Below are 20,261 nucleotides of genomic sequence, written 5' to 3' on the forward strand. Positions count from 1 at the left end.
AGGTGCACACCCTTTACCGGGTGAGAATGTAGGGGTGCAGCTCCAGCAACTCTTCAGTCCCTCCGTCCAGCACACGCTCGATGTCATCGGCATCTTCGTGTTCGCGATCTCCGGCGCGCTGCTGGCCGTCCGGAAGAACTTCGACGTCTTCGGCATCGCCGTCCTCGCCGAGGTGACCGCGCTGGGCGGAGGGCTGTTCCGTGACCTGGTCATCGGAGCCGTCCCCCCGGCCGCCTTCACCGACCTCGGGTACTTCCTCACCCCGCTGCTCGCCGCGCTCGTCGTCTTCTTCCTGCACCCGCACGTGGAACGCATCCAGTCGGCGGTGCTGGTCTTCGACGCGGCCGGCCTCGGCCTGTTCTGCGTCAGCGGTACGACGAAGGCGTACAGCTACGGCCTCAACCTGACCGCGTCGGCGACGCTGGGCCTCGCCACCGCGGTCGGCGGCGGCGTACTGCGGGACGTCCTGGCCAACGAGGTGCCCTCACTGCTGCGCTGGGACCGCGATCTGTACGCGGTCCCAGCGATCGTCGGCGCCACGATGGTGGTGCTGTGCATCCGCTATGACGCCCTGACCCCCCTCACCAGTGGGCTCGCGGTCGTCACCGCTTTTGTGCTGCGCCTGCTTGCGATGCGGTTCCACTGGCGAGCGCCGCGTGCGTGGAACCGCCGGTCGACGGTGACCGAGGACTGAGCGGGCTGGCCGTGTGCGTGCGGGTGTGCCGCAGGCCGCTGCCGTGCCCCATCTCCATGGTCAGCCACTCGAACACCGTCGGTACCTGCGGCCGCCACAGCGCCATCGAGTGCCCGCCCATGCTGCGCGGCAGGAACACCACCCGCACGTACGTCGGCGGCTTCGCGATCTGCTCCAGCGCCACACCGGCCTGGTAGCCGTCGCCGTTCTCGCCGGAGATGTACAGCGCGATCCTCGGCGGGGTGCGGTAGCGCTTCAGGATGTAGTAGGGGTTGTTGGCCCGCCGCAGTTCGATGCTCCCGGCGGCCAGCGAGTTGCGCTCGCCGATCGGGTCGTTGTAGCCGGACAGGCTGATGGCGGCCCGGTAGCGGTCGGGGTGCGCGACCGCGAGCTTGGTCGCGCAGTGGGCGCCGGCCGAGTAGCCGGCCGCGGCCCAGCCGTCCGGTGCGGACTCGGCGCGGAAGTTGTCCGTGATCATCTTCGGCACGTCGATGCTCAGCCACGTGTCCGCGTTCACGGTGCCGGGGATGTTGGCGCACCCCGTGTCGATCTTGGCGATCAGGTTGGTCCGCGGCGACACCAGGATGAACGGCGCGACCTGCCCGCTCTTCATCAGCGGCTCCAGCTGCTCGTGCACCTTCAGCGAGCCGAACCAGGCCTTCGCCGAACCCGGATAGCCCGAGAGCAGTTCGACGACCGGGAACTTCTTGTTCTTGTAGGCCGGCTCGTTGTACTGCGGCGGCAGCCAGACGTAGACCTCGGCGTTCACACCCGACACCCGGCCCTTGAGCTGGGTGACCTTGACGCCGCCGGCCGCGTGCATGGCCGGTCCGTCGGCGGGGGTGAACTTCTGCTGCACCTTCGGCAGCTTCTTGTACGCGATGCCGCCGGTGCCGTCGGCACCGAGGTTGGCGGCCTGCTGCACGTGGTTGCCCGTGCCGAGCAGGTCCGCCCAGTTGTCGTAGAGGTTGTTCTGGTTGTTGACCAGCACGAAGATCAGCGTGACGGCCGTGACCTGGGCGAACAGCAGCATCAGCAGCCGGAGCGCGGCGCGCAGCGGCCTGGGTCCGCGCAACCGCGACCACAGCACGAGTGGCAGTATCAGTGCGACCACCGCCAGCACGATGGTCGTGTAGAGGAACGGAGTCCCGGTGAGGCTCATGTCCCCATAGAGGGGAAACCCGGGCTCGGGGTTGTGGACGTGTCCGGACACTTACCGAAGAATTGCCGGAACCTCACCCGGGAGAGGGATGCAGCCGGTCGGGGCCAAGGGAAAAGCTACCGCTTAGTAGTTTCCTGTTGTACCGTTCATCCATGCCAGAAGCAGCTTCCGCACCCTCTCCGTCGCGGGCCGTGATCGGCGACAGCGAGTTCGACCGCGACACCGCGGTCACCCGGCGCGAACCCGGTGTCTACGACATCGGCCTCTCCGCCGGCTGGACCATCTTCGACGCCGTCAACGGCGGCTATCTGCTGGCCGTCCTCGGCCGGGCCCTCGCGGACGCCCTGCCGCACCCGGACCCGTTCACGATCTCCGCGCACTACCTGACCGCGTCCCGCCCCGGCCCGGCGGTCGTCCGCACGGACACGGTCCGCACCGGCCGCACCCTCTCCACCGGCCAGGCCTCCCTCTACCAGTACGACGACGAGGGCAACGAGGTCGAACGCATCCGCGTCCTCGCCTCCTACGGCGACCTCACCGCCCTCCCCGACGACGTCCGTACGACGGCGACGCCGCCCGCGATCCCCCCGCTGGAGGAGTGCTTCGGCCCCGAGGACGGTCCTGCTCCGGTCGAGGGCGGCTCGGCGATCACCGACCGCCTGATGCTCAAGCTGGACCCGGCGACCCTCGGCTGGGCCCTCGGCGCGCCCTCGGGCAAGGGCGAGATGCGGGCCTGGTTCGGCCTGGCCGACGGCCGCGAGCCCGACCCAATGTCTCTGCTGCTCGCGGTGGACGCCCTGCCGCCCACGGCCTTCGAGCTCGGCCTGAAGGGCTGGGTGCCCACGGTCGAACTCACCGTCCACGTCCGCCGCCGCCCGGCCCCCGGCCCGCTGCGGGTGTCCATCACCACCCGCAACCTGGCCGGCGGCTTCCTGGAGGAGGACGCCGAGATCTGGGACAGCGAGAACCACCTGGTCGCCCAGTCCCGCCAGCTGGCCAGGGTGAGGCTGGGCTGACCCGGTCTCCGGCGGTTCGGCGGATCGGGGCTTGGCTGGGCTGCGGAAGGTGGCCGCAAGCCCAGCGGCGCGTCCCCGAACTCGGCCTCGGCCGAGCGGCGTGCGTCAGGCTCGGCTCAGCGGGGTGCGGCCCAGCCAAGCCGCCAGCTCCCCGTAGACGTCGGCGCCCTCGGGGGCCGCGCAGCGGCTGTCGAAGGGCGTCTCGGCGTCCCGCGGCCGGGAGTCCGGCAGGACCGCACGGGCGGTGGCGAGGGCGGACTCGGCGAGCTCCGGGTCGAGTTCGAGCGGGTGACCGACCGCCTCGGCGAGGTCCCAGGTGTGGGTCACGAGCTCCATGACATAGCCGGAGAGCGCCGCGTGCCCCGGCACCTCGCCCCACGGCACCCGCACCGGTGACGTCATCCGCTCGTCGCTCTCCCAGGCCTTCAGGACGCGGACGCGCACCTCGTCGTAGGCCGCCGCCCAGCCGTCGTCCGCGACCCCGTGGGCGGTCGGCTCCACCGCCATTCCGTCGCCGCCCTCGCCGACCACCGCGATCCGCCGGGTGCCGCCGACCATGTGGCCCAGCAGAGCCCGTACATCGAACTCGGAACACGGCGTCGGGCCGGTGAGGTGTTCGGGGCGCACGGTCTTGATGAGGGCCGCCGCCTGCTCGGTGGCACGGGTGTAGAGGGGGCGCGGGTCGATGAAGCCGGTGGTGGTCATGGTGTGCCTCTCTGTTTCTCCGTGAGTCGGTAGGACGAGGATCGCGGGATAACCTGACATCTCCCGTCAACATTTGCGGGAAGCTCGCCGAGGACGGGATTCTGGGCGCGTGAAGTCCGACCGGCTGCTGTCGATCCTGCTGCTCCTGCAGACCCGGGGCCGCGTCCCCGCGCATGAACTCGCCGACCGACTGGAGGTGTCGGTCCGCACCATCTACCGGGACATCGAGGCGCTGTCGGCCTCCGGTGTCCCGGTGTACGCCGAGCGCGGCCGGCACGGCGGCATCGAACTCCTCGCCGGCTTCCGCACCGACGTCACCGGACTGACCGCCGACGAGTCCCGCGCCCTGTTCATCCTGGCCGCCCAGGGCGCCCACGCCGCTCTCGGCCTGGACGCGGCCCTCGGCTCGGCCCTGCGCAAGGTGATGGCCGCGCTTCCGGCGCCGCACCGGCCCGCCGCCGAGGTGACCAGCCGCCGCATCCTGGTCGACGCCACCCGCTGGAAGAGCGGCCCCCAGCAGGCGGTCGACCTGGAGGTGCTGCAGGAGGCGGTCTTCGCCGACCGGCGCCTGAGGCTGCGCTACCGGCACAGCGGGGAGCGGGAGCCGCGGACGTACACCGTGGACCCGTACGGCCTGGTCGCCAAGGCCGGGGTCTGGTACCTGGTCGCCGACCGGCGGGGAGCGCCCCGGCTGTTCCGGGCCGACCGGATCCGCTCGGCCCGGCCGCTGGACGAGCCGGTGCGGCGCCGCCCGGGCATCGAGCTCGCCGACGTCTGGGAGCTGTTGCGGCGCCAGGTGGAGGAGCGGCCCGAGGGCGGGACCGAGGTGACGGTCCGGGTGCGGCGGGCGCGCCTCGACATGTTCCAGCGCGTGCTGGCCGCGCAGCTCACCGAACTGCCCGATGACGACGGCGAGAGCGAGTGGGTCACCGCCCGGCTCGTCTTTCCGGTGCTGCGCGCGGTCCGCCAACTCCTCGCGTTCTCCGACCAGGTCGAGCTGCTGGACCCGCCCGAGGCCCGCGTGGAACTGCTGGCGGCGGCCCGTTCTGTCACCGCCTTGTACCAAGGGGGGCCTTGAGCCGGGATTGACAGCCGGCGGACAGGATGAGCCCAAGTACCGCCAAGACGGCGTTGGTTGAGTGCGGCTCCTCAGGACTTCCTCATCCTCACCGGAGCTGACTCTCATGAAGCGTGTCCGTCTCGTGCCCGCCGTCGCCCTGCTGACCTTGTCCCCGCTGCTGCTGACCGCGTGCGGCTCGGGCGATTCGCCCTCCTCCTCCGGCAACAACTCCGCGGGGCTGAGCGGCGGTGGGGGGCGGTGCGCACCGGGCGTGCCGCCCCCTGCCTGTGCCCGGTGGGTTCCTGTGCCTGGTGGGTTCCTGTGCCCTGGTGGTTCAGTCCAGCCAGTGGCCACGGCCGATGCTGATGAGCCGCAGCTGCCGGGTGGCGAGCTGTGTGACGCGCTCCCGTTCCTCCGCCGGGGCCTCCAGGGCCTCCAGGAACAGCGAGGCGGTGATCAGCATCTGGTCGACGTAGAGATGCGCGAGCATCAGCAGGTCGTCCTCGCTCCAGCCGGCGGCTTCGGGATCCTTGGCCAGCTCGGCCTTCACCTCCTCGGCGAACCGGGCCAGTTGGGCCTGGATGGCCTCGCGCACCGGCTGCACGCCGCCGTGCCGTTCCCGGGCGATGAACCGGACATGTGCGGGGTACTGGTCCACGTGGTGGGCGATCAACTCGATGGCCCGCGCAATGCGTTCCTCGCTGTCGCCCGCCGCGGAGACCGTCGTGCGCACCATGGGATGCAGACTGCCCAGCGCCTCGTCGACCAGCGCGACACCGAGGTCGGCGGTCGAGCGGAAGTGCCGGTAGAACGCGGTCGGGGCGACGCCGACGGCCCGGGTGACCTCGCGCAGACCCAGGCTGCTCAGGCTCTGCTCCTCCAGCAGCGCGAGCGCGGCGTCGAGGAACGCCTGCCGGGTCTTCTGCTTCTGCGCCTGCCGGATGCCGAGGGTGTGACTCATGTCATCCAGTTAACAACTGTTCTCTGGAATTGGGAAGCCGAGAAGCGCGCTAGAGTAGAAGTCAGTGAACAACTGTTACTACAACTGTTCACCGAAGCTTCACACCGGCCCGATACGAGGTATCCCGGAGGGGGGATCTGATCCCATGTTGTTCCTCGTCGCCGCACTCATGCTGCTCGGTGTCGTGCTGGGCACCGTCGCCCACGCGCCGCTGACCGTCACCGCCGCCGTCGCAGCCGTCATCGCCGTCTGGCTCGGCATCTTCGCGATCCGCGAGCGCCTCGGCCGCCGACGCCGTACGCCGGCCAACTGACCGTCCGCCACGACTTCCAGGAGCTGAGCACCATGCAACTCACCGCACCGGTCACGAGCGGCAACGACACCCGCCCGGCCGCGCGCGACGCCGACGGCATGGCCGTGGCGTCCTTCATCCTCGGCCTTCTCGGCCTGCTCGTCCTCAACATCTTCCTCGGCCCGATCGCCATCGTCCTTGCCGCCGCCGCCCTCTGGCGCGGCACCACCCGCCGTGGCCGGGCCCTCCTGGGCCTGACCCTGGGCGTCGCCGACCTGGCCACCCTGGCGATCGCCATGCAGGTCTCCCACACGCTGTCGTGGAGCCTGTGACGCACCGAACCCCCATCTGACCGGCCAGGACCCCGAGGACGACGGGGCCACCGACGGCAACACGAGCACCACGCACTGCGCCCCGCCGCCACAGCCGTTCCCACCGCGGGCATCCGACTTGCTCCCAACCACTGCCGTGGGGCCTCTGGGCTGCCATCGGCCACTGCCGTGGGGCCTCTGGGCTGCCATCGGCCACTGCCGTGGGGCCTCTGGGCTGCCATCGGCCACTGCCGTGGGGCCTCTGGGCTGCCACTGGCCACTGCCGTGGGGCCTCTGGGCTGCCACTGGCCACTGCCGTGGGGCCTCTGGGCTGCCACTGGCCACTGCCGTGGGGCCTCTGGGCTGCCATCGGCCACTGCCGTGGGGCCTCTGGGCCGCCACTGGCCACTGCCGTTGCCTCTGGGCCGCCACCGGCCACCGCCGTGGGGCACCTGAGCGCCGCCCCCCACTGCCGTGGGGCAACCGCCCCCGCCGCCCGCCACCGCCGTTCTCGCCGCGGGGCGCTTGGCCGGCCACCCCGCCACCGCCGTGGGCAGTCGTTCCGCGGGGCGGAACGGGTGAGCACGGCCGACAGCGCAGGGCGCCTCGCCACCGAGCCCGGGTGCGGCGCGGGCAGGGCGAGCGGCAAGCGACAGGTGCCGCCCCCGCACGCCGCCCCGCCGGTCATGGCGCGACCTCACCGCCGAGGCAAGCTGCGAGGGGGCCGTAGAATCAGGGCACCATGGCTTACCTCGACCACGCCGCGACCACCCCGATGCTCCCGGAGGCGGCAGAGGCCCTGACCGCCCAGTTGAGCATCACGGGCAACGCCTCCTCCCTCCACGCATCCGGCCGGCAGGCACGCCGCACGGTCGAGGAATCCCGCGAAACCCTCGCCGAAGCGCTCGGCGCCCGCCCCAGCGAGGTCGTCTTCACCTCCGGCGGCACCGAGGCCGACAACCTCGCCGTCAAGGGCCTGTACTGGTCCCGGCGCGCCGCCGACCCGGCCCGCACCCGGATCCTCGCCAGCCCCGTCGAACACCACGCCGTCCTGGACGCCGTCCACTGGCTCGGCGAGCGCGAGGGCGCGACGGTCGAGTACCTCCCCGTCGACTCCTACGGCCGCGTCCATCCCGACGCCCTGCGCGAGGCCATCGCCCGCAACCCCGACGACGTCGCCCTGGTCACCGTGATGTGGGCCAACAACGAGATCGGCACGATTCTGCCGGTGCGCGAACTCGCCGAGGTGGCGGCCGAGTTCGGCATCCCGATGCACGCCGACGCGGTCCAGGCCTTCGGCCAGGTCCCGGTCGACTTCGCCGCCTCCGGCCTCGCCGCGATGACCGTCTCGGGCCACAAGATCGGCGGCCCGTACGGCATCGGTGCGCTGCTGCTGGGCCGCGACCAGACCCCCGAACCCGTCCTGCACGGCGGCGGCCAGGAGCGGCACGTCCGCTCCGGCACCCTCGACGTCCCGGCCATCGCCTCCTTCGCCGTAGCCGGCCGGCTCGCCGGCGAGCAGCGGGAGTGGTTCGCCCGGGAGATCGGCGCCCTGCGAGACCAGCTGATCGCGGCCGTCCGCAGCGCCGTCCCGGACGCGATCCTCGGCGGCGACCCGGCGCCCGAGGGCCGGCTGCCGGCCAACGCGCACTTCACCTTCCCCGGCTGCGAGGGCGACTCCCTGTTGCTCCTGCTGGACGCCCAGGGCATCGAGTGCTCGACCGGCTCCGCCTGTACCGCGGGGGTCGCCCAGCCCAGCCACGTCCTGCTCGCCACCGGCACCGACCCGGACCTGGCCCGCGGCACATTGCGCTTCTCCCTCGGTCACACCTCCACGGAGGCGGACGTCGAGGCGGTCGCCAAGGCGATCGGCCCGGCGGTGGAGCGCGCCCGGGCGGCGGGACTCAGCTGAGGGCGCGAACGAGCGCCGGGGCGCGTACCGGGACATGAAAGCGACCTACGAGGCGGGTTCCCTTCGCCGGCATTGTCCGGATCAGGTTCTGGGGGTCGCCATCGGGTCCAGTCCTTGCGACCTTCTGGCCTCTCAGCCCGAGCGTCGACGTCGGCACCAGCGGAGACGATGTACCTCTCCTTGAAGAGAACAGGTATCTCTCGCTGACGTCGGCTACTCCGCTTGGGCTCCCTCACTCGTCTCGTAGGTCTTGCAACCAGCATAGAACGGCACTTACCAGACAAAAAGGGCCTAGCTCTTGATTTTTTTCAGATATCGCTCCCAGTCCCAGTGCGGCCCCGGATCGGTGTGGTCCGTCCCCGGCACCTCCACGTGCCCGATGATGTGCTCACGGTCCACGGGTATGCCGTACCGCCCGCATATCGCCGCCGTCAGCCGCGCCGAGGACGCGTACATGGCGTCTGTGAAGGAGGACGCGTCCGCGACGAAGCCCTCGTGCTCGATGCCGACACTGCGCTCGTTGTACTCCCGGTTGCCCGCGTGGAAGGCCACGTCCAGCTCCCGTATCAGCTGGGTGATCCGGCCGTCCTTGCGCACGATGTAGTGCGCCGCCGCGCCGTGCGCCGGGTCCTGGAAGGCCTTCACCGCGCTCGCGTAGCCGCCCTGCGTGACATGGATGACGACCCGGTCGACCGCGTAGTCGTCCGGCCGGTCCGCCCGCCGGTAGTTGGCCGGGGAGGCCGGCACCCAGCGCGCGCCCCGGAAGTCCACCGCCCCCGCCACCCGGGGCTTCTCCACCCCGGGCAGCCGCCACCACAGGTGCGTCAGCTCCTCGCGGGCCAGCGCGGCCGTGCCCACGGCGGCCGCCGTGCCGCCGACCAGCAGGGCCCGCCGCCCCAGCCGCCGATCCGTGTCACTCATCCCGCCCCCGTACACGCCCCGTTCCGCCCCTTGTGATCGTCAACGGATATCCGGCGGTCCCGGTTCCCACGGCCCCGTACCCTGGAGGAGCTATGACTGAGACCCCGCAGCGCCCTCTCCGCGTCCTCGCCGCCATGTCCGGTGGAGTCGACTCCGCCGTCGCCGCCGCACGCGCCGCGGAAGCCGGCCACGACGTCACCGGCGTCCACCTCGCGCTCTCCGCGAACCCGCAGTCGTTCCGGACCGGCGCGCGGGGCTGTTGCACCATCGAGGACTCACGTGACGCCCGCCGCGCGGCCGACGTCATCGGCATCCCCTTCTACGTCTGGGACCTCGCCGACCGCTTCCGCGAGGACGTGGTCGAGGACTTCGTCGCCGAGTACGAGGCCGGCCGCACCCCCAACCCCTGCCTGCGCTGCAACGAGAAGATCAAGTTCGCCGCGCTGCTCGACAAGGCGCTCGCCCTCGGCTTCGACGCGGTCTGCACCGGTCACTACGCCAAGGTGATCGTGCGTGCGGACGGCTCCCGCGAGCTGCACCGCGCCTCCGACATGGCGAAGGACCAGTCGTACGTCCTCGGTGTGCTGGACGAGAAGCAGCTCGCCCACGCGATGTTCCCGCTCGGCGACACGGTCACCACCAAGGAGGAGATCCGCGCCGAGGCCGAGCGCCGCGGTCTCGCGGTCGCCAAGAAGCCCGACTCGCACGACATCTGCTTCATCGCCGACGGCGACACCCAGGGCTTCCTGGCGAAGCGGCTGGGCCGGGCGGAGGGCGACATCGTCGACGAGTCCGGCACCAAGGTGGGCACGCACGAGGGCGCCTACGGCTTCACCATCGGTCAGCGCAAGGGCCTCAGGATCGGCACCCCGGCTCCCGACGGCAAGCCCCGCTACGTCCTGGACATCTCCCCGGTGAACAACACCGTCACCGTCGGCCCCGCCGCCGCCCTGGACGTCACCGCCCTCACCGCCATCAAGCCCCGCTGGTGCGGCACCGCCCCCACCGGCCCCGGCACCTACACCGCCCAGCTGCGCGCCCACGGCGGCGAGACCGAGGTCACCGCGGAGCCGGTCGACGGCGAACTGCGCGTGCGCTTCACCGAGCCGGTCCGCGGCGTCGCCCCCGGCCAGGCGATCGTGCTGTACGACGGCACGCGCGTGGTCGGCTCGGCGACGATCGCGTCGACCACGCGCGCGACGGCCGCGGCGGTGTAGCCGGCAGCGAGACCGCCGCCTAGCCCGCGAAGAACTCCGCCAGCACCGGCCCCAGGACGTCCGGCTCCACCATGTGGGTCTGGCCCGCCAGCTCGCGGTACGCGGCCTCGGGCACCGCCCTGGAGATCTCCCGGGACGCCTCGCGCATCCACTCCGGGCTCGCGCCGCCCGCGACCGCCAGCACGGGCACGGAGATCCCGGCGAGCCGGTCCCGGGGGAGCAGCCCGTCGCCCATGACCGAGTCGTCGTACGCGAGACTCGGTGCGACGGCCTCCATCCCGGCCCACATCGGCGACTGGCGGGCGCGCTGGATCATCCCCTCGGCCAGACCCGTCAGCCGCAGGAACAGCTCCACCGCGTCCCCGCGCCGCTCCTCCGAGAGCGCCTTGTTCAGCTGCTCCTTGTAGGTGGCCTCCCGCTCGGCACCTCCCTGGAGGAAGTCCGCGTACGGCACCTCGTACACGGCCGCCCGGCCGACCGGCAGCCCGCTCGCCACCGCCTCCAGCACCAGCGCGCCGCCCGAGGAGACCCCGAACAGCGCCGCCTGGCCTCCCACGGCGTCGATCAGCGCGGCCAGGTCCTCGACCTCGCGCTCGACCGCGTAGGGCTTCGTGTCCCCGCTCTCGCCGCGGCCCCGGCGGTCGTAGACGACGGCCGTGCAGCGGCCCGCGAGCCGCTGCCCCAGGGGCGCCACGGTGCCACCGGTGGACATCGCGCCGCTCACCAGGATCACCGTCGGCCCCTGACCGGTCACGTGGTACGTGAGGGCCGTTCCGTCCCGTGAAGTCGTCTTCTTGTCCATGTCGGTGCAGACTGCCGTACCGGCACGGACTCATCGCTCACGACACGTCGACGTCGTAGAAGCAGAAGTGATCCTTGATCTCCGCCACCCCCGGCTTCGGCTCCGGGTACGCCCACACCAGGTCCGGCGCGTCCGGCAGCGACCAGTAGGACGCCGTGCCCTTGAAGGGGCACACGGTGTGCGTGGTGGAGGGGGTCAGCAGATCGAGTCGTACATCCTCGGCGGGGATGTAGTAGCGCACCGGACAGCCGGTCTCGCGCAGCACCAGCGGCCGGTCGGTCTCCGCGAGCACCTGGTCGCCGTGCACCACGCGCACGTGCTGCTCGCTCTTGTCGATGGTGATCGTGTGTCCTTCGCTCATACAGGGACAGCACCGGCGGGCCCGCGCTTCTTCCCGCGTACGGGGCGGGCCGTACGGTAAGGCCCATGAACATCTGCGTCTTCCTGTCCGCCGCCGACCTCGACGAGCGTTACACGCGCCCCGCGCGCGAGTTCGCCGAACTCATCGGCAAGGCCGGTCACACCCTGGTGTGGGGCGGTTCCGACGTCGGTCTGATGAAGGTCGTCGCGGACGGGGCGCAGGAGGCGGGCGGCAGGCTGCTGGGCGTGTCCGTGGAGTTCCTCGCCAACAAGGCGCGGCCCGGTGCCGACGAGATGGTCATCGCCGCCGACCTCGCCGAGCGAAAGAAGCTGCTGCTGGAGAAGGCCGACGCAGTGGTGATCATGGTGGGCGGCACCGGCACGCTGGACGAGGCCACCGAGATCCTGGAGCTGAAGAAGCACGGCCGCACCGAGAAGCCGGTCGTCCTGCTGAACACCGCGGGCTTCTACGACGGCCTCAAGCAGCAGTTCCGCCGCATGGAGGAGGAGGGCTTCCTGCCCCGCCCGCTGTCCGAGCTGGTGTTCTTCGCCGAGGAGCCGGTCGGCGCGCTGGCGTACCTGGAGGAGTCGCTCGGCATCCGCTGATGCGAGCATGGCGGGCATGGCTACTCATGTGATCACCGGGGCCGGGTCCGGCATCGGGGCGGCCGTCGCCCGCCGTCTGCACGCGCGCGGGGACGAAGTCGTCCTGCACGCGCGTGACGCGGGCCGCGCGAAGGAACTGGCGGCCGAGTTCCCCGGCGCCCGCACCCTGGTGGGCGACCTCGCGGACCCGGACCGGCTCTCCTGGGCGTTCTCCCACCAGGCCCTCCCGGACCGCGTGGACTCCCTGCTGCACATCGCCGGTGTCGTCGACCTGGGCGAGGTCGGCGACCTGACTCCCAAGTCCTGGCACCACCAGCTCAACGTCAACCTGATCGCCCCCGCCGAGCTGACCCGGCACTTCCTGCCCCAGCTGCGTGCGGCCCGCGGCCATGTGATCTTCGTCAACTCCGGCGCCGGCCTGAACGCCCACGCCGGCTGGTCCGCCTACGCCGCCTCCAAGCACGGCCTGAAGGCCCTCGCCGACTCCCTGCGCCACGAGGAGCACGCCAACGGCATCCGGGTCACCTCGGTCTACCCCGGCCGCACGGCCAGCCCCATGCAGGCCAAGGTCCACCAACAGGAGGGCAAGGACTACGACGCGTCCAAGTGGATCGACCCCGAGTCGGTCGCCACGACGATCCTCATGGCCCTGGACCTGCCCGCAGACGCGGAGGTCAACGACCTGACGGTACGACCGGGGCGGTGAGCGGGGCGGACGGCGCCGAGGTGTTCGCCCCGGAGGAGCTGACGGAACTGCGCGCGCCGACCACCACGGGCGAGTTCACGGGCGACATCTGTCGAGACGCCGACCCGCCCGCCTCCCGGCCTGCCGAGTCGGGTGGTGGGCGGGCGAAGGCCCGGGGGTCCAGGGGGCGAGCCCCCCGGGTGTTCGGCATACCCTGCCGGGGTGAGTGAGAACAGCCAGTTCAGGTTCCCGGGGGCCACCGGCATCGGGTCCATGCCCGGCGGGGACGCCAGGGAAGCGGCCAAGACCGTCGCCGGCAGCTTCGAGGACTTTCCGTATCTGCCCGAGCTGCCCGCGCGTGGACCCGGCGCCGACATGATCGGCCGTACCGCCGGGATGCTCGTCGAGCTGTACGCGCGCGTGGAGCCCAGCGGCTGGCGGATCGGGGACCGGCCGGGCCGGGACACCAAGCGGGCGCGGTCGTGGCTGGGGGAGGACCTGGACGCCCTGGAGGAGTTCACCCAGGACTACGAGGGGGATCTGAAGGTGCAGGCGGTCGGGCCGTGGACCCTCGCCGCCGCGCTGGAGCTCAAGAACGGCGAGGCCGCCCTCTCCGACCCCGGCGCCTGCCGTGACCTCGCCTCCTCCCTGGCCGAGGGGCTGCGCCTGCACCTCGCCGAGGTCCGCCGCCGTATCCCGGGCGCCCGGCTCGTGCTCCAGCTCGACGAGCCCTCCCTCACCGCCGTCCTGCGCGGACAGGTCCGTACCGCCAGCGGCTACCGCACGCACCGGGCCGTGGACCGGCAGATCGTGGAGGCCACCCTTCGCGACGTGATCGGCGCCCATGACGGCGGACCCGTGATCGTCCACTCCTGTGCCCCTGACGTGCCGCTCGCCCTGCTGCGGCGGGCCGGCGCGGCCGGCGTCTCCCTCGACTTCTCGCTGCTCACCGAACGTGACGACGACGCGATCGGCGAGGCCGTCGAGGGCGGTACCCGGCTGTTCGCCGGTGTCGTGCCGGGCACGGACGGCCCATTGTCAGACCCTGCCGGTAGCGTCATGGGTGTCAGGACGCTGTGGCGCAGGCTGGGGCTGCCTCCGGGGCTGCTCGCGGAGGCGGTCACGGTCACCCCGGCGTGCGGTCTGGCGGGCGCTTCCCCCGGCTACGCACGCCAGGCGCTCGCCCACTGCGTCCGGGCGGCGAGATCGCTCGCGGACAACCCAGAGTAACGGGAGGACAACACGGTGGCCGGCGACAAGCAGCAGGCGGAGACGGCAGTGCCCGCCGAGGCACGTGACAAGCACGCGCAGCTCGCTGAGCAGATCGAGGAGCACCGCTTCCGGTACTACGTGAAGGACGCTCCCGTCATCAGTGACGCCGAGTTCGACAAGCTCCTGAAGACTCTGGAGGCCCTGGAGGAGCAGTTTCCGGAGCTGCGCACCCCGGACTCGCCGACCCAGAAGGTCGCGGGGTCGTACGAGACGGAGTTCACCGCGGTCGAGCACCGCCAGCGCATGCTGTCGCTCGACAACACCTTCAACGACGACGAGCTGGCCGCCTGGGCCGAGCGCATCGCGCGCGAACTCGGCGACCAGGACTACCACTTCCTGTGCGAGCTGAAGGTGGACGGCCTGGCGGTCAACCTCACGTACGAGAACGGCCGGCTCACCCGCGCGGCGACCCGCGGCGACGGCCGCACCGGCGAGGACATCACGCCCAACGTCCGTACGATCGCCGAGATCCCGGACCGCCTGGGGGGCGACCAGGTGCCCGACCTGGTGGAGATCCGCGGCGAGGTCTACTTCCCGATGGAGAAGTTCCTCGAACTGAACGAACGCCTGGTCGCCGCCGGCGACAAGCCGTTCGCCAACCCCCGCAACGCCGCGGCGGGTTCGCTGCGCCAGAAGGACCCACGGGTCACCGCCACCCGCCCGCTGCACATGGTCGTCCACGGCATCGGCGCCCTGGAGGGCTTCAAGGGCCTGACCCGCCTCTCCCAGGCCTACGACCTGCTGAAGACCTGGGGTCTGCCCACCTCCCCGCACAACCGCGTGGTCGACGACCTCGACGGCGTACGCGAGTTCATCGCCCACTACGGCGAGAACCGCCACTCCGTGGAGCACGAGATCGACGGTGTCGTCGTCAAGCTGGACGAGATCCGCCTCCAGGGCCGCCTCGGCTCCACCGCACGTGCGCCGCGCTGGGCGATCGCCTACAAGTACGCGCCGGAAGAGGTCAACACCAAGCTCGTCGACATCAAGGTGGGCGTCGGCCGCACCGGCCGGGTCACGCCGTACGCCCAGGTCGAGCCGGTCACGGTCGCCGGCAGCGAGGTCGAGTTCGCCACCCTGCACAACCAGGAGGTCGTCAAGGCCAAGGGCGTCCTCATCGGGGACACGGTCGTCCTGCGCAAGGCCGGTGACGTCATCCCGGAGATCCTCGGCCCGGTGGTGGACCTCCGGGACGGCAGCGAGCGGGAGTTCGTGATGCCGGGCGAGTGCCCCGAGTGCGGCACCCCGCTCAGGCCCATGAAGGAGGGCGACATCGACCTCCGCTGCCCCAACGCCCGCACCTGCCCGGCACAGTTGCGCGAGCGCGTCTCCTATCTCGCCGGCCGCGAGTGCCTGGACATCGAGCACTTCGGCGCGGTGGCCGCCGCCGCGCTCACCCGCCCGCTGGAGCCGGCCGACCCGCCGCTGGTGGACGAGGGCGACCTGTTCGACCTGACGGTGGAGAAGCTGCTGCCCATCAAGGCCTATGTCCTCGACCCCGACAGCGGTCTGCCCAAGCGGGACCCCAAGACGGGCGAGGAGAAGGTCGTCACGGTCTTCGCCAACCAGAAGGGCGAGCCGAAGAAGAACACCCTCGCACTGCTGGAGAACATCGAGGCGGCCAAGTCCCGCCCGCTGGCGCGCTTCCTGAACGGCCTGTCCATCCGGCACGTCGGACCGGTCGCCGCGCAGGCCCTCGCCCGCGAGTTCCGCTCCATCGACCGCATCGAACAGGCCACCGAGGAGGAGCTCGCGACCACCGACGGCGTCGGCCCGATCATCGCCGCGGCGCTCAAGGAGTGGTTCGCCGAGGAGTGGCACCGCGAGATCGTCCGCAAGTGGAAGGCCGCCGGAGTCCCGCTGGAGGACGCCTCGACCGGCGAGGACGAGGGCCCGCGCCCGCTGGAGGGGCTCACGGTCGTCGTCACCGGCACGCTGGAGAACTTCACCCGCGACGGCGCGAAGGAGGCACTGCAGAGCCGGGGCGCGAAGGTGACCGGATCGGTGTCGAAGAAGACCTCGTTCGTCGTTGTAGGTGACAACCCGGGGTCGAAGTACGACAAAGCCATGCAATTGAAGGTTCCGGTCCTGAACGAGGACGGTTTCGGCGTCCTCTTGGAGCAGGGCCCCGAGGCCGCGGCTGAAGTCGCGCTTCCGACCGAGTAGTAGCGGTTGAAGGTCACCCGTTCGGCGCATATCAGTTGCATACGGGTGGCCCGGGCGCATTCGGGCAACCGTCGACGACCGGTGCCCGTGGAAGCCTTCCGCGGCCTACTGTTGAGATGTGCACCTGCCGTGCCCAGCTGCGGTTGGGGCATCCCCGTGCGCTCCCGGCGTGCGGGGAAGGTTTCTTCAACGCGGAGCTGCTGATGGCTGTCGGACATCGGGCCGCGTGGCGTGGGCACCGCCGGCTGTGAGAGGGACGGGAATGGAACCGACCGAGAGCGTCGCCCCGGACTCACGGCTGCGCCCGCGCCGGCGCGCGTGCACCTGGCGGGCCACCCGATGGACGGGCCGGGCACACGGGCGTACGGGAGGTCGGGCCCGCGCGGCCGGACCGGGCACCGCCACCGACGCCCACCCGCCCATACCCGTGGCCATCGCGCCCGCCCCCGGCCCGACCGGCGCCGACCCCGAACGGCACCTGTCCTGGCCCACCCTGCCCGCGAGCGTCGTGGCCGCCGCCGCGCTCGTCCTCGGCGCCGGCTTCTACCGCGCCTTCAGCGGCCACCACGCCCTCTTCCCGAGCGGCACCGTCGGCTGGGCGCTGGCCCTGCTCACCGGTGTCATCGTCGGCCACCTCGTCATGCTGGGCCGCGCCCGCTGGTGGCGCGGGACAGGCTCCGGCGCCGCGCTCACCCTCGCCGTGCTGCTGCTCTACGGCTGGGTGCCGGCCGGCATGGTCAGCCTCACCGTCGTCGTCCTGGTCGGCATCGCCCGGCGCCACCACTGGCGGCAGGGCGTGCTGCACGGCGCGGTGGACATCCTCGGCATCGGCACCGGCGCGCTGCTGCTCGGCCTGTTCGGCCGCGTCCCCAGCGTCGAGACGCCCTGGCGGCCCGACAGCTGGACCTTCGCCACCGCGCCCGAGGTGATCCTGGCCGCCGTCGCCTACCTCGCCGTCAGCCGCGGCCTGCAGTGGTACCTGTACGCCCCGCGCGGCGGCGGACTGCCCACCGTGGCCCGCACCGCCCTGGTGAGACAGGGCCTGGTCGCCGTAGCGCTGCTCGGCATCGCACCGCTGCTGTGCGTCGTCGCCGTCGCCCAGCCGGTCCTGCTCCCGCTGTTCGCCATCCCGCTCATCGCCTTGGACTCCACCCTGTGGATGGCCCGGGCGCGTGCCGAGGAGCAGCTGCGCGACCCGCTGACCGGGCTGCCCAACCGGCAGTGGCTGCTGGAGCGGATCTGGACGGCCCTCGACGACGCCGAACGCATCGGCGCCCGCTCCGCCCTCATGCTCATCGACCTCGACCGTTTCCGCTCGGTGAACGACACCCTCGGTCATCTCGCCGGTGACCGGCTGCTGCTCCAGATAGCCGACCGGCTGCGGCTCGCCCTGCCGCGCGGAGCGGAGGCCGCGCGGCTCGGCGGCGACGAGTTCGCCGTGTTACTGCCCGTGGCCGACTCCACGACCTCGGCCACCCGGGTCGCCCGCGGTCTGGTCGCCGCGCTCAGCTCCCCGCTGGACCTCGACGGGCTCACCCTCGTCCTGGAGGCCAGCGCCGGCGTCGCTGTCTTCCCCGACCACGCGCTGGACGCCGAAGGGCTGCTGCGGCGTGCCGATGTGGCGATGTACCAGGCGAAGAGGGACCGTACGGGCGTCGAGGTGTACGAGTCCAAGCGGGACTCCAACACCCCCGACCGGCTCGGTCTGCTGGGCGATCTGCGCCGGGCGCTGGACGCGCACGAGGTGCAGCTGCACTACCAGCCCAAGGTCCGCTTCGACGGCCAGGTCGCCGGCCTGGAGGCGCTGGTGCGCTGGGTGCACCCCGAGCGCGGGAAGGTGCCGCCGGACGAGTTCATAGCGATCGCCGAGTCCTCCGGGCTGATGCCCCATCTGACCGAGTACGTCCTGGAGACCGCGCTCGGGCAGGTCGCCAAGTGGCGCGCGCAGGGGCTGCGGGTCCCGGTCGCCGTCAACGTCTCCCCGCGCGATGTCCACACGCCCGGGTTCGCGGGGTCGGTCGCCGCGCGCCTTGCCCGGCACGGGGTCCCGGCGGGGGCCTTGCAGCTGGAGATCACTGAGCATGTGCTGCTGGAGGATCCGCAGCGGGCCGCGGACACCCTGGCGGGACTGACCGGGCACGGCGTGAAGATGTCGCTGGACGACTTCGGCACCGGGTATTCGTCTCTGGTGCATCTGCGGCGGCTGCCGGTGAGCGAGCTGAAGATCGACCGGTCGTTCGTGGCGCGGCTGGCTGTGGACACCGAGGACGCGGAGATCGTGCGGTGCACGGTGGATCTGGCGCATTCGCTGGGGTTGCTCGTCGTCGCCGAGGGGGTGGAGGACGACGAGACGTGGGAGCGGCTGCGGGATCTCGGGTGTGATGCCGTGCAGGGGTGGCTCGTTGCAGCCGCCATGCCGCCCGAGGAGACGACGGCGTGGTTGCGGGCGCGGGGGTCCCGTGGGTGGCAACGGCCCCGCGCCGCGTTGCCTGCCGCCGAGTAAGGGGTTGGCCGGGCCGCGCCGGAGCATCCTCCGTGGCGAACGGCAGGTCCACCAGCTGGGCGAACATCGTGTCGGTGAACGCGCCCTTGCCCTTGAAGTGGCTGTAGAGGACAGCCACGCCCGAAATTCTATCAGCGCTAGCCAATCTATCGGCGCTCTGCCAGCTTTGGCCCCATTCCTGGCACCGCTAGCACACCCTCGGCTACCGGTTCTGGTTCCAGCCGGGCCCGGCCGCGGCCGGCTACGGCGTCGCAGCCGACCCCCGGGGGGACGCCGGCGCCCACCTGGCGGTCAAAGGCCTCAGGGACGGCACCTTCGGGCTGCCGGGCCTGGTCCTACTGGCCGCCGTCGGTGCCCGCGCCGAGGCGTGGTTCATGGTCTGCGTGGCACTCGTCCCGCTCGTCGACACCCTGATGGTCCTGCGCCGCGGCGGGACGAATGCGGTCGCGTTCGGCATCCACGTCGCCACCGCGATCGTCGTACTGACCAGCGCCGGACTGCTCTTCGCGGTCCGACCACAACACAGCGGTCCGACCACAACACAAGGGAACGCATCATGTCGCTGTTCGTGCCCAAGTTCGACGATTCCGTGATCGTGCGCGGCGCCGAGGCCGAGGTGGTCGGGGGCGCACCCGTCGGCGTCCAGCTGCTGGCCGACCAGAGTGCGACCGGAGGGGCGCTGTCCACCGTGCGCGTCACCCTGGCCGCGGGTGCCGACGGCGCGCGGCCTCACCTCCACCACAACGGGGCGGAGATGTTCTACCTGCTCGACGGGTGTGCCGAGATCCTCTCCGGTGACGACATCGTGACCGCGGAGCGCGGTGACCTCGTGATCGTCCCGCCTCGGAAGCCGCACGCCTTCGCCGCCGTCCCGGAGGCCCCGGCGGACATCCTCATCGTCTTCACCCCGGGCATCGAGCGCTTCGAGTACTTCCGCCACCTGCAGCGCATCCGCCTCGGCGAGGCCAGCCCGGAGAGCATCCTCGAGGTGCAGGACCGGTACGACAACCACTTCCTCAAGAGCGAGGTCTGGGACGGCCGCCGGGGCTGACGCGCGGGGCCGGGGAAACCGTTTCACGGCCACCCGCCCCCGCCCCATAGGATTGGGGCTAGTCGTCCCGTTCCCGTCTGTCGCGCGACGCCTGGCACGCACGCTCGCCGCGTTGCCGAATCGTCCACGTGGCTCCGCCACGAGGACGCTCCGGCGCCTTGCGATCGCACGCACCAGACCCCGCGCGACCCGCCCTCGGGCGGACGACGGGAACGGGACGACTAGCCCCAGCCCAAACCACACACACTCACCCCAGAGGATCGCTGCATGCCTGGCATCACGCGCGAGGAGGTCGCCCACCTCGCCCGGCTGGCGCGTCTGGAGCTGAAGCCCGAAGAACTCGACCACTTCGCGGGACAGCTGGACGACATCATCGGCGCGGTCGCCCGCGTCAGCGAGGTCGCCGACCAAGACGTACCGCCGACCTCGCACCCGCTCCCGCTGACGAACGTCATGCGCGCGGACGAGGTCCGTCCCTCGCTCACCCCCGAGCAGGCGCTCTCCGGCGCCCCGGCACAGGAGCAGCAGCGTTTCAAGGTGCCGCAGATCCTGGGGGAGGAGTGAC

General features: G+C 71.6%; 21 protein-coding genes and 1 pseudogene. 16 read left to right on the plus strand and 6 right to left on the minus strand.

The genetic code is table 11. From position 1 onward, the window contains the following. Positions 1–34 precede the first annotated feature (34 nt). Complete coding sequence (locus ACWCQS_RS17445) at positions 35–694, plus strand: trimeric intracellular cation channel family protein (RefSeq protein ID WP_451005219.1); 660 nt, start codon at positions 35–37, stop codon at positions 692–694. Here the strand turns inward: ACWCQS_RS17445 and ACWCQS_RS17450 are convergent. After that, positions 603–1,856: an alpha/beta hydrolase gene (locus ACWCQS_RS17450; RefSeq protein WP_451005346.1), complete on the minus strand. Its 1,254-nt coding sequence runs from the start codon at positions 1,854–1,856 to the stop codon at positions 603–605. The genes ACWCQS_RS17445 and ACWCQS_RS17450 overlap by 92 nt on opposite strands. Before the next feature lie 152 nt (positions 1,857–2,008). On the opposite strand from ACWCQS_RS17450, the gene ACWCQS_RS17455 reads away from it, so the two are divergent. After that, a complete protein-coding gene (locus ACWCQS_RS17455) occupies positions 2,009–2,872 on the plus strand; it encodes a thioesterase family protein (RefSeq protein ID WP_451005220.1) in 864 nt (287 codons plus the stop codon). 105 nt (positions 2,873–2,977) lie between these two features. Here ACWCQS_RS17455 and ACWCQS_RS17460 read toward each other — a convergent pair whose 3' ends face one another. After that, positions 2,978–3,577, minus strand: coding sequence for a TIGR03086 family metal-binding protein (locus tag ACWCQS_RS17460; protein ID WP_451005221.1), 600 nt, complete (start codon positions 3,575–3,577; stop codon positions 2,978–2,980). Positions 3,578–3,686: 109 nt separating this feature from the next. Here ACWCQS_RS17460 and ACWCQS_RS17465 point away from each other — a divergent pair, with 109 nt between their 5' ends. Beyond that, positions 3,687–4,655 carry a helix-turn-helix transcriptional regulator gene (locus ACWCQS_RS17465; RefSeq protein ID WP_451005222.1) on the plus strand — a complete coding sequence of 323 codons (969 nt, stop codon included), beginning with the start codon at positions 3,687–3,689 and terminating at the stop codon, positions 4,653–4,655. 316 nt (positions 4,656–4,971) lie between these two features. Here ACWCQS_RS17465 and ACWCQS_RS17470 read toward each other — a convergent pair whose 3' ends face one another. Beyond that, a complete protein-coding gene (locus ACWCQS_RS17470) occupies positions 4,972–5,598 on the minus strand; it encodes a TetR family transcriptional regulator (RefSeq protein WP_388628298.1) in 627 nt (208 codons plus the stop codon). 145 nt (positions 5,599–5,743) lie between these two features. Between ACWCQS_RS17470 and ACWCQS_RS17475 the strand changes: the two genes are divergently transcribed. The 3 genes from ACWCQS_RS17475 (at position 5,744) to ACWCQS_RS17485 (ending at position 8,113) form a co-directional block, all read left to right on the plus strand. Next, positions 5,744–5,911, plus strand: a complete 168-nt coding sequence (locus ACWCQS_RS17475) for a hypothetical protein (protein WP_351619472.1) — start codon at positions 5,744–5,746, stop codon at positions 5,909–5,911. A gap of 32 nt (positions 5,912–5,943) precedes the next feature. Then, positions 5,944–6,222 carry a DUF4190 domain-containing protein gene (locus ACWCQS_RS17480; RefSeq protein WP_388628293.1) on the plus strand — a complete coding sequence of 93 codons (279 nt, stop codon included), beginning with the start codon at positions 5,944–5,946 and terminating at the stop codon, positions 6,220–6,222. 721 nt (positions 6,223–6,943) lie between these two features. Continuing rightward, on the plus strand, positions 6,944–8,113 hold the full coding sequence (locus tag ACWCQS_RS17485; RefSeq protein ID WP_451005223.1) for a cysteine desulfurase family protein: 1,170 nt from the start codon (positions 6,944–6,946) through the stop codon (positions 8,111–8,113). A gap of 291 nt (positions 8,114–8,404) precedes the next feature. On the opposite strand, the gene ACWCQS_RS17490 is transcribed toward ACWCQS_RS17485, so the two are convergent. After that, complete coding sequence (locus tag ACWCQS_RS17490; RefSeq protein ID WP_451005224.1) at positions 8,405–9,034, minus strand: N-acetylmuramoyl-L-alanine amidase; 630 nt, start codon at positions 9,032–9,034, stop codon at positions 8,405–8,407. A 92-nt stretch (positions 9,035–9,126) separates the two neighbouring features. On the opposite strand from ACWCQS_RS17490, the gene mnmA reads away from it, so the two are divergent. Then, positions 9,127–10,251 (plus strand): tRNA 2-thiouridine(34) synthase MnmA, encoded by a 1,125-nt coding sequence (gene mnmA / locus ACWCQS_RS17495; RefSeq protein ID WP_451005225.1) that lies wholly within the window; start codon positions 9,127–9,129, stop codon positions 10,249–10,251. Positions 10,252–10,270: 19 nt separating this feature from the next. Here mnmA and ACWCQS_RS17500 read toward each other — a convergent pair whose 3' ends face one another. Together ACWCQS_RS17500 and ACWCQS_RS17505 are read right to left on the minus strand one after the other, a co-directional pair. Next, on the minus strand, positions 10,271–11,053 hold the full coding sequence (locus tag ACWCQS_RS17500; protein WP_451005226.1) for an alpha/beta fold hydrolase: 783 nt from the start codon (positions 11,051–11,053) through the stop codon (positions 10,271–10,273). 37 nt (positions 11,054–11,090) lie between these two features. Then, positions 11,091–11,414, minus strand: a complete 324-nt coding sequence (locus ACWCQS_RS17505; protein WP_450980457.1) for a DUF427 domain-containing protein — start codon at positions 11,412–11,414, stop codon at positions 11,091–11,093. 65 nt (positions 11,415–11,479) lie between these two features. Between ACWCQS_RS17505 and ACWCQS_RS17510 the strand changes: the two genes are divergently transcribed. The 9 genes and pseudogenes from ACWCQS_RS17510 to gatC all read left to right on the plus strand — a co-directional run bounded on the left by ACWCQS_RS17510 (position 11,480) and on the right by gatC (position 20,260). Continuing rightward, positions 11,480–12,019: an LOG family protein gene (locus tag ACWCQS_RS17510; protein WP_451005227.1), complete on the plus strand. Its 540-nt coding sequence runs from the start codon at positions 11,480–11,482 to the stop codon at positions 12,017–12,019. Positions 12,020–12,026: 7 nt separating this feature from the next. Further along, positions 12,027–12,725, plus strand: a complete 699-nt coding sequence (locus tag ACWCQS_RS17515) for an SDR family oxidoreductase (protein ID WP_451005228.1) — start codon at positions 12,027–12,029, stop codon at positions 12,723–12,725. Then, positions 12,722–12,934: a hypothetical protein gene (locus ACWCQS_RS17520; RefSeq protein ID WP_451005229.1), complete on the plus strand. Its 213-nt coding sequence runs from the start codon at positions 12,722–12,724 to the stop codon at positions 12,932–12,934. Before ACWCQS_RS17515 ends, ACWCQS_RS17520 begins: the two co-directional genes overlap by 4 nt. Beyond that, entirely contained in the window at positions 12,927–13,934 is a 1,008-nt protein-coding gene (locus ACWCQS_RS17525; RefSeq protein WP_451005230.1) for a methionine synthase, read from the plus strand. The genes ACWCQS_RS17520 and ACWCQS_RS17525 overlap by 8 nt, the downstream gene beginning before the upstream one ends. Before the next feature lie 15 nt (positions 13,935–13,949). After that, the gene (ligA, locus tag ACWCQS_RS17530) at positions 13,950–16,142 is read left to right on the plus strand and encodes an NAD-dependent DNA ligase LigA (protein ID WP_451005231.1); all 2,193 of its coding nucleotides are present in this window, start codon (positions 13,950–13,952) and stop codon (positions 16,140–16,142) included. Positions 16,143–16,404: 262 nt separating this feature from the next. Further along, entirely contained in the window at positions 16,405–18,645 is a 2,241-nt protein-coding gene (locus tag ACWCQS_RS17535; protein ID WP_451005232.1) for a putative bifunctional diguanylate cyclase/phosphodiesterase, read from the plus strand. Between the two features lie 197 nt (positions 18,646–18,842). Next, positions 18,843–19,157, plus strand: a pseudogene (locus tag ACWCQS_RS17540) (DUF4267 domain-containing protein); the annotation flags it as partial. 44 nt (positions 19,158–19,201) lie between these two features. Further along, a complete protein-coding gene (locus ACWCQS_RS17545) occupies positions 19,202–19,696 on the plus strand; it encodes a cupin domain-containing protein (protein ID WP_451005233.1) in 495 nt (164 codons plus the stop codon). Between the two features lie 267 nt (positions 19,697–19,963). Continuing rightward, the gene (gene gatC, locus ACWCQS_RS17550) at positions 19,964–20,260 is read left to right on the plus strand and encodes an Asp-tRNA(Asn)/Glu-tRNA(Gln) amidotransferase subunit GatC (protein WP_006130840.1); all 297 of its coding nucleotides are present in this window, start codon (positions 19,964–19,966) and stop codon (positions 20,258–20,260) included. The last annotated feature ends 1 nt before the right edge of the window (position 20,261 follow it).

The sequence above is a fragment of the Streptomyces sp. NPDC002076 genome (genome assembly GCF_053593835.1).

Coding starts and splice junctions, on each gene's coding strand:
- ACWCQS_RS17450 (WP_451005346.1), bottom strand. CDS start 1,856: ATGAGCCTCACCGGGACTCCGTTCCTCTACACGACCATCGTGCTGGCG.
- ACWCQS_RS17455 (WP_451005220.1), top strand. CDS start 2,009: ATGCCAGAAGCAGCTTCCGCACCCTCTCCGTCGCGGGCCGTGATCGGC.
- ACWCQS_RS17460 (WP_451005221.1), bottom strand. CDS start 3,577: ATGACCACCACCGGCTTCATCGACCCGCGCCCCCTCTACACCCGTGCC.
- ACWCQS_RS17470 (WP_388628298.1), bottom strand. CDS start 5,598: ATGAGTCACACCCTCGGCATCCGGCAGGCGCAGAAGCAGAAGACCCGG.
- ACWCQS_RS17475 (WP_351619472.1), top strand. CDS start 5,744: ATGTTGTTCCTCGTCGCCGCACTCATGCTGCTCGGTGTCGTGCTGGGC.
- ACWCQS_RS17480 (WP_388628293.1), top strand. CDS start 5,944: ATGCAACTCACCGCACCGGTCACGAGCGGCAACGACACCCGCCCGGCC.
- ACWCQS_RS17485 (WP_451005223.1), top strand. CDS start 6,944: ATGGCTTACCTCGACCACGCCGCGACCACCCCGATGCTCCCGGAGGCG.
- ACWCQS_RS17490 (WP_451005224.1), bottom strand. CDS start 9,034: ATGAGTGACACGGATCGGCGGCTGGGGCGGCGGGCCCTGCTGGTCGGC.
- mnmA (WP_451005225.1), top strand. CDS start 9,127: ATGACTGAGACCCCGCAGCGCCCTCTCCGCGTCCTCGCCGCCATGTCC.
- ACWCQS_RS17500 (WP_451005226.1), bottom strand. CDS start 11,053: ATGGACAAGAAGACGACTTCACGGGACGGAACGGCCCTCACGTACCAC.
- ACWCQS_RS17505 (WP_450980457.1), bottom strand. CDS start 11,414: ATGAGCGAAGGACACACGATCACCATCGACAAGAGCGAGCAGCACGTG.
- ACWCQS_RS17510 (WP_451005227.1), top strand. CDS start 11,480: ATGAACATCTGCGTCTTCCTGTCCGCCGCCGACCTCGACGAGCGTTAC.
- ACWCQS_RS17515 (WP_451005228.1), top strand. CDS start 12,027: ATGGCGGGCATGGCTACTCATGTGATCACCGGGGCCGGGTCCGGCATC.
- ACWCQS_RS17535 (WP_451005232.1), top strand. CDS start 16,405: ATGGAACCGACCGAGAGCGTCGCCCCGGACTCACGGCTGCGCCCGCGC.
- ACWCQS_RS17545 (WP_451005233.1), top strand. CDS start 19,202: ATGTCGCTGTTCGTGCCCAAGTTCGACGATTCCGTGATCGTGCGCGGC.
- gatC (WP_006130840.1), top strand. CDS start 19,964: ATGCCTGGCATCACGCGCGAGGAGGTCGCCCACCTCGCCCGGCTGGCG.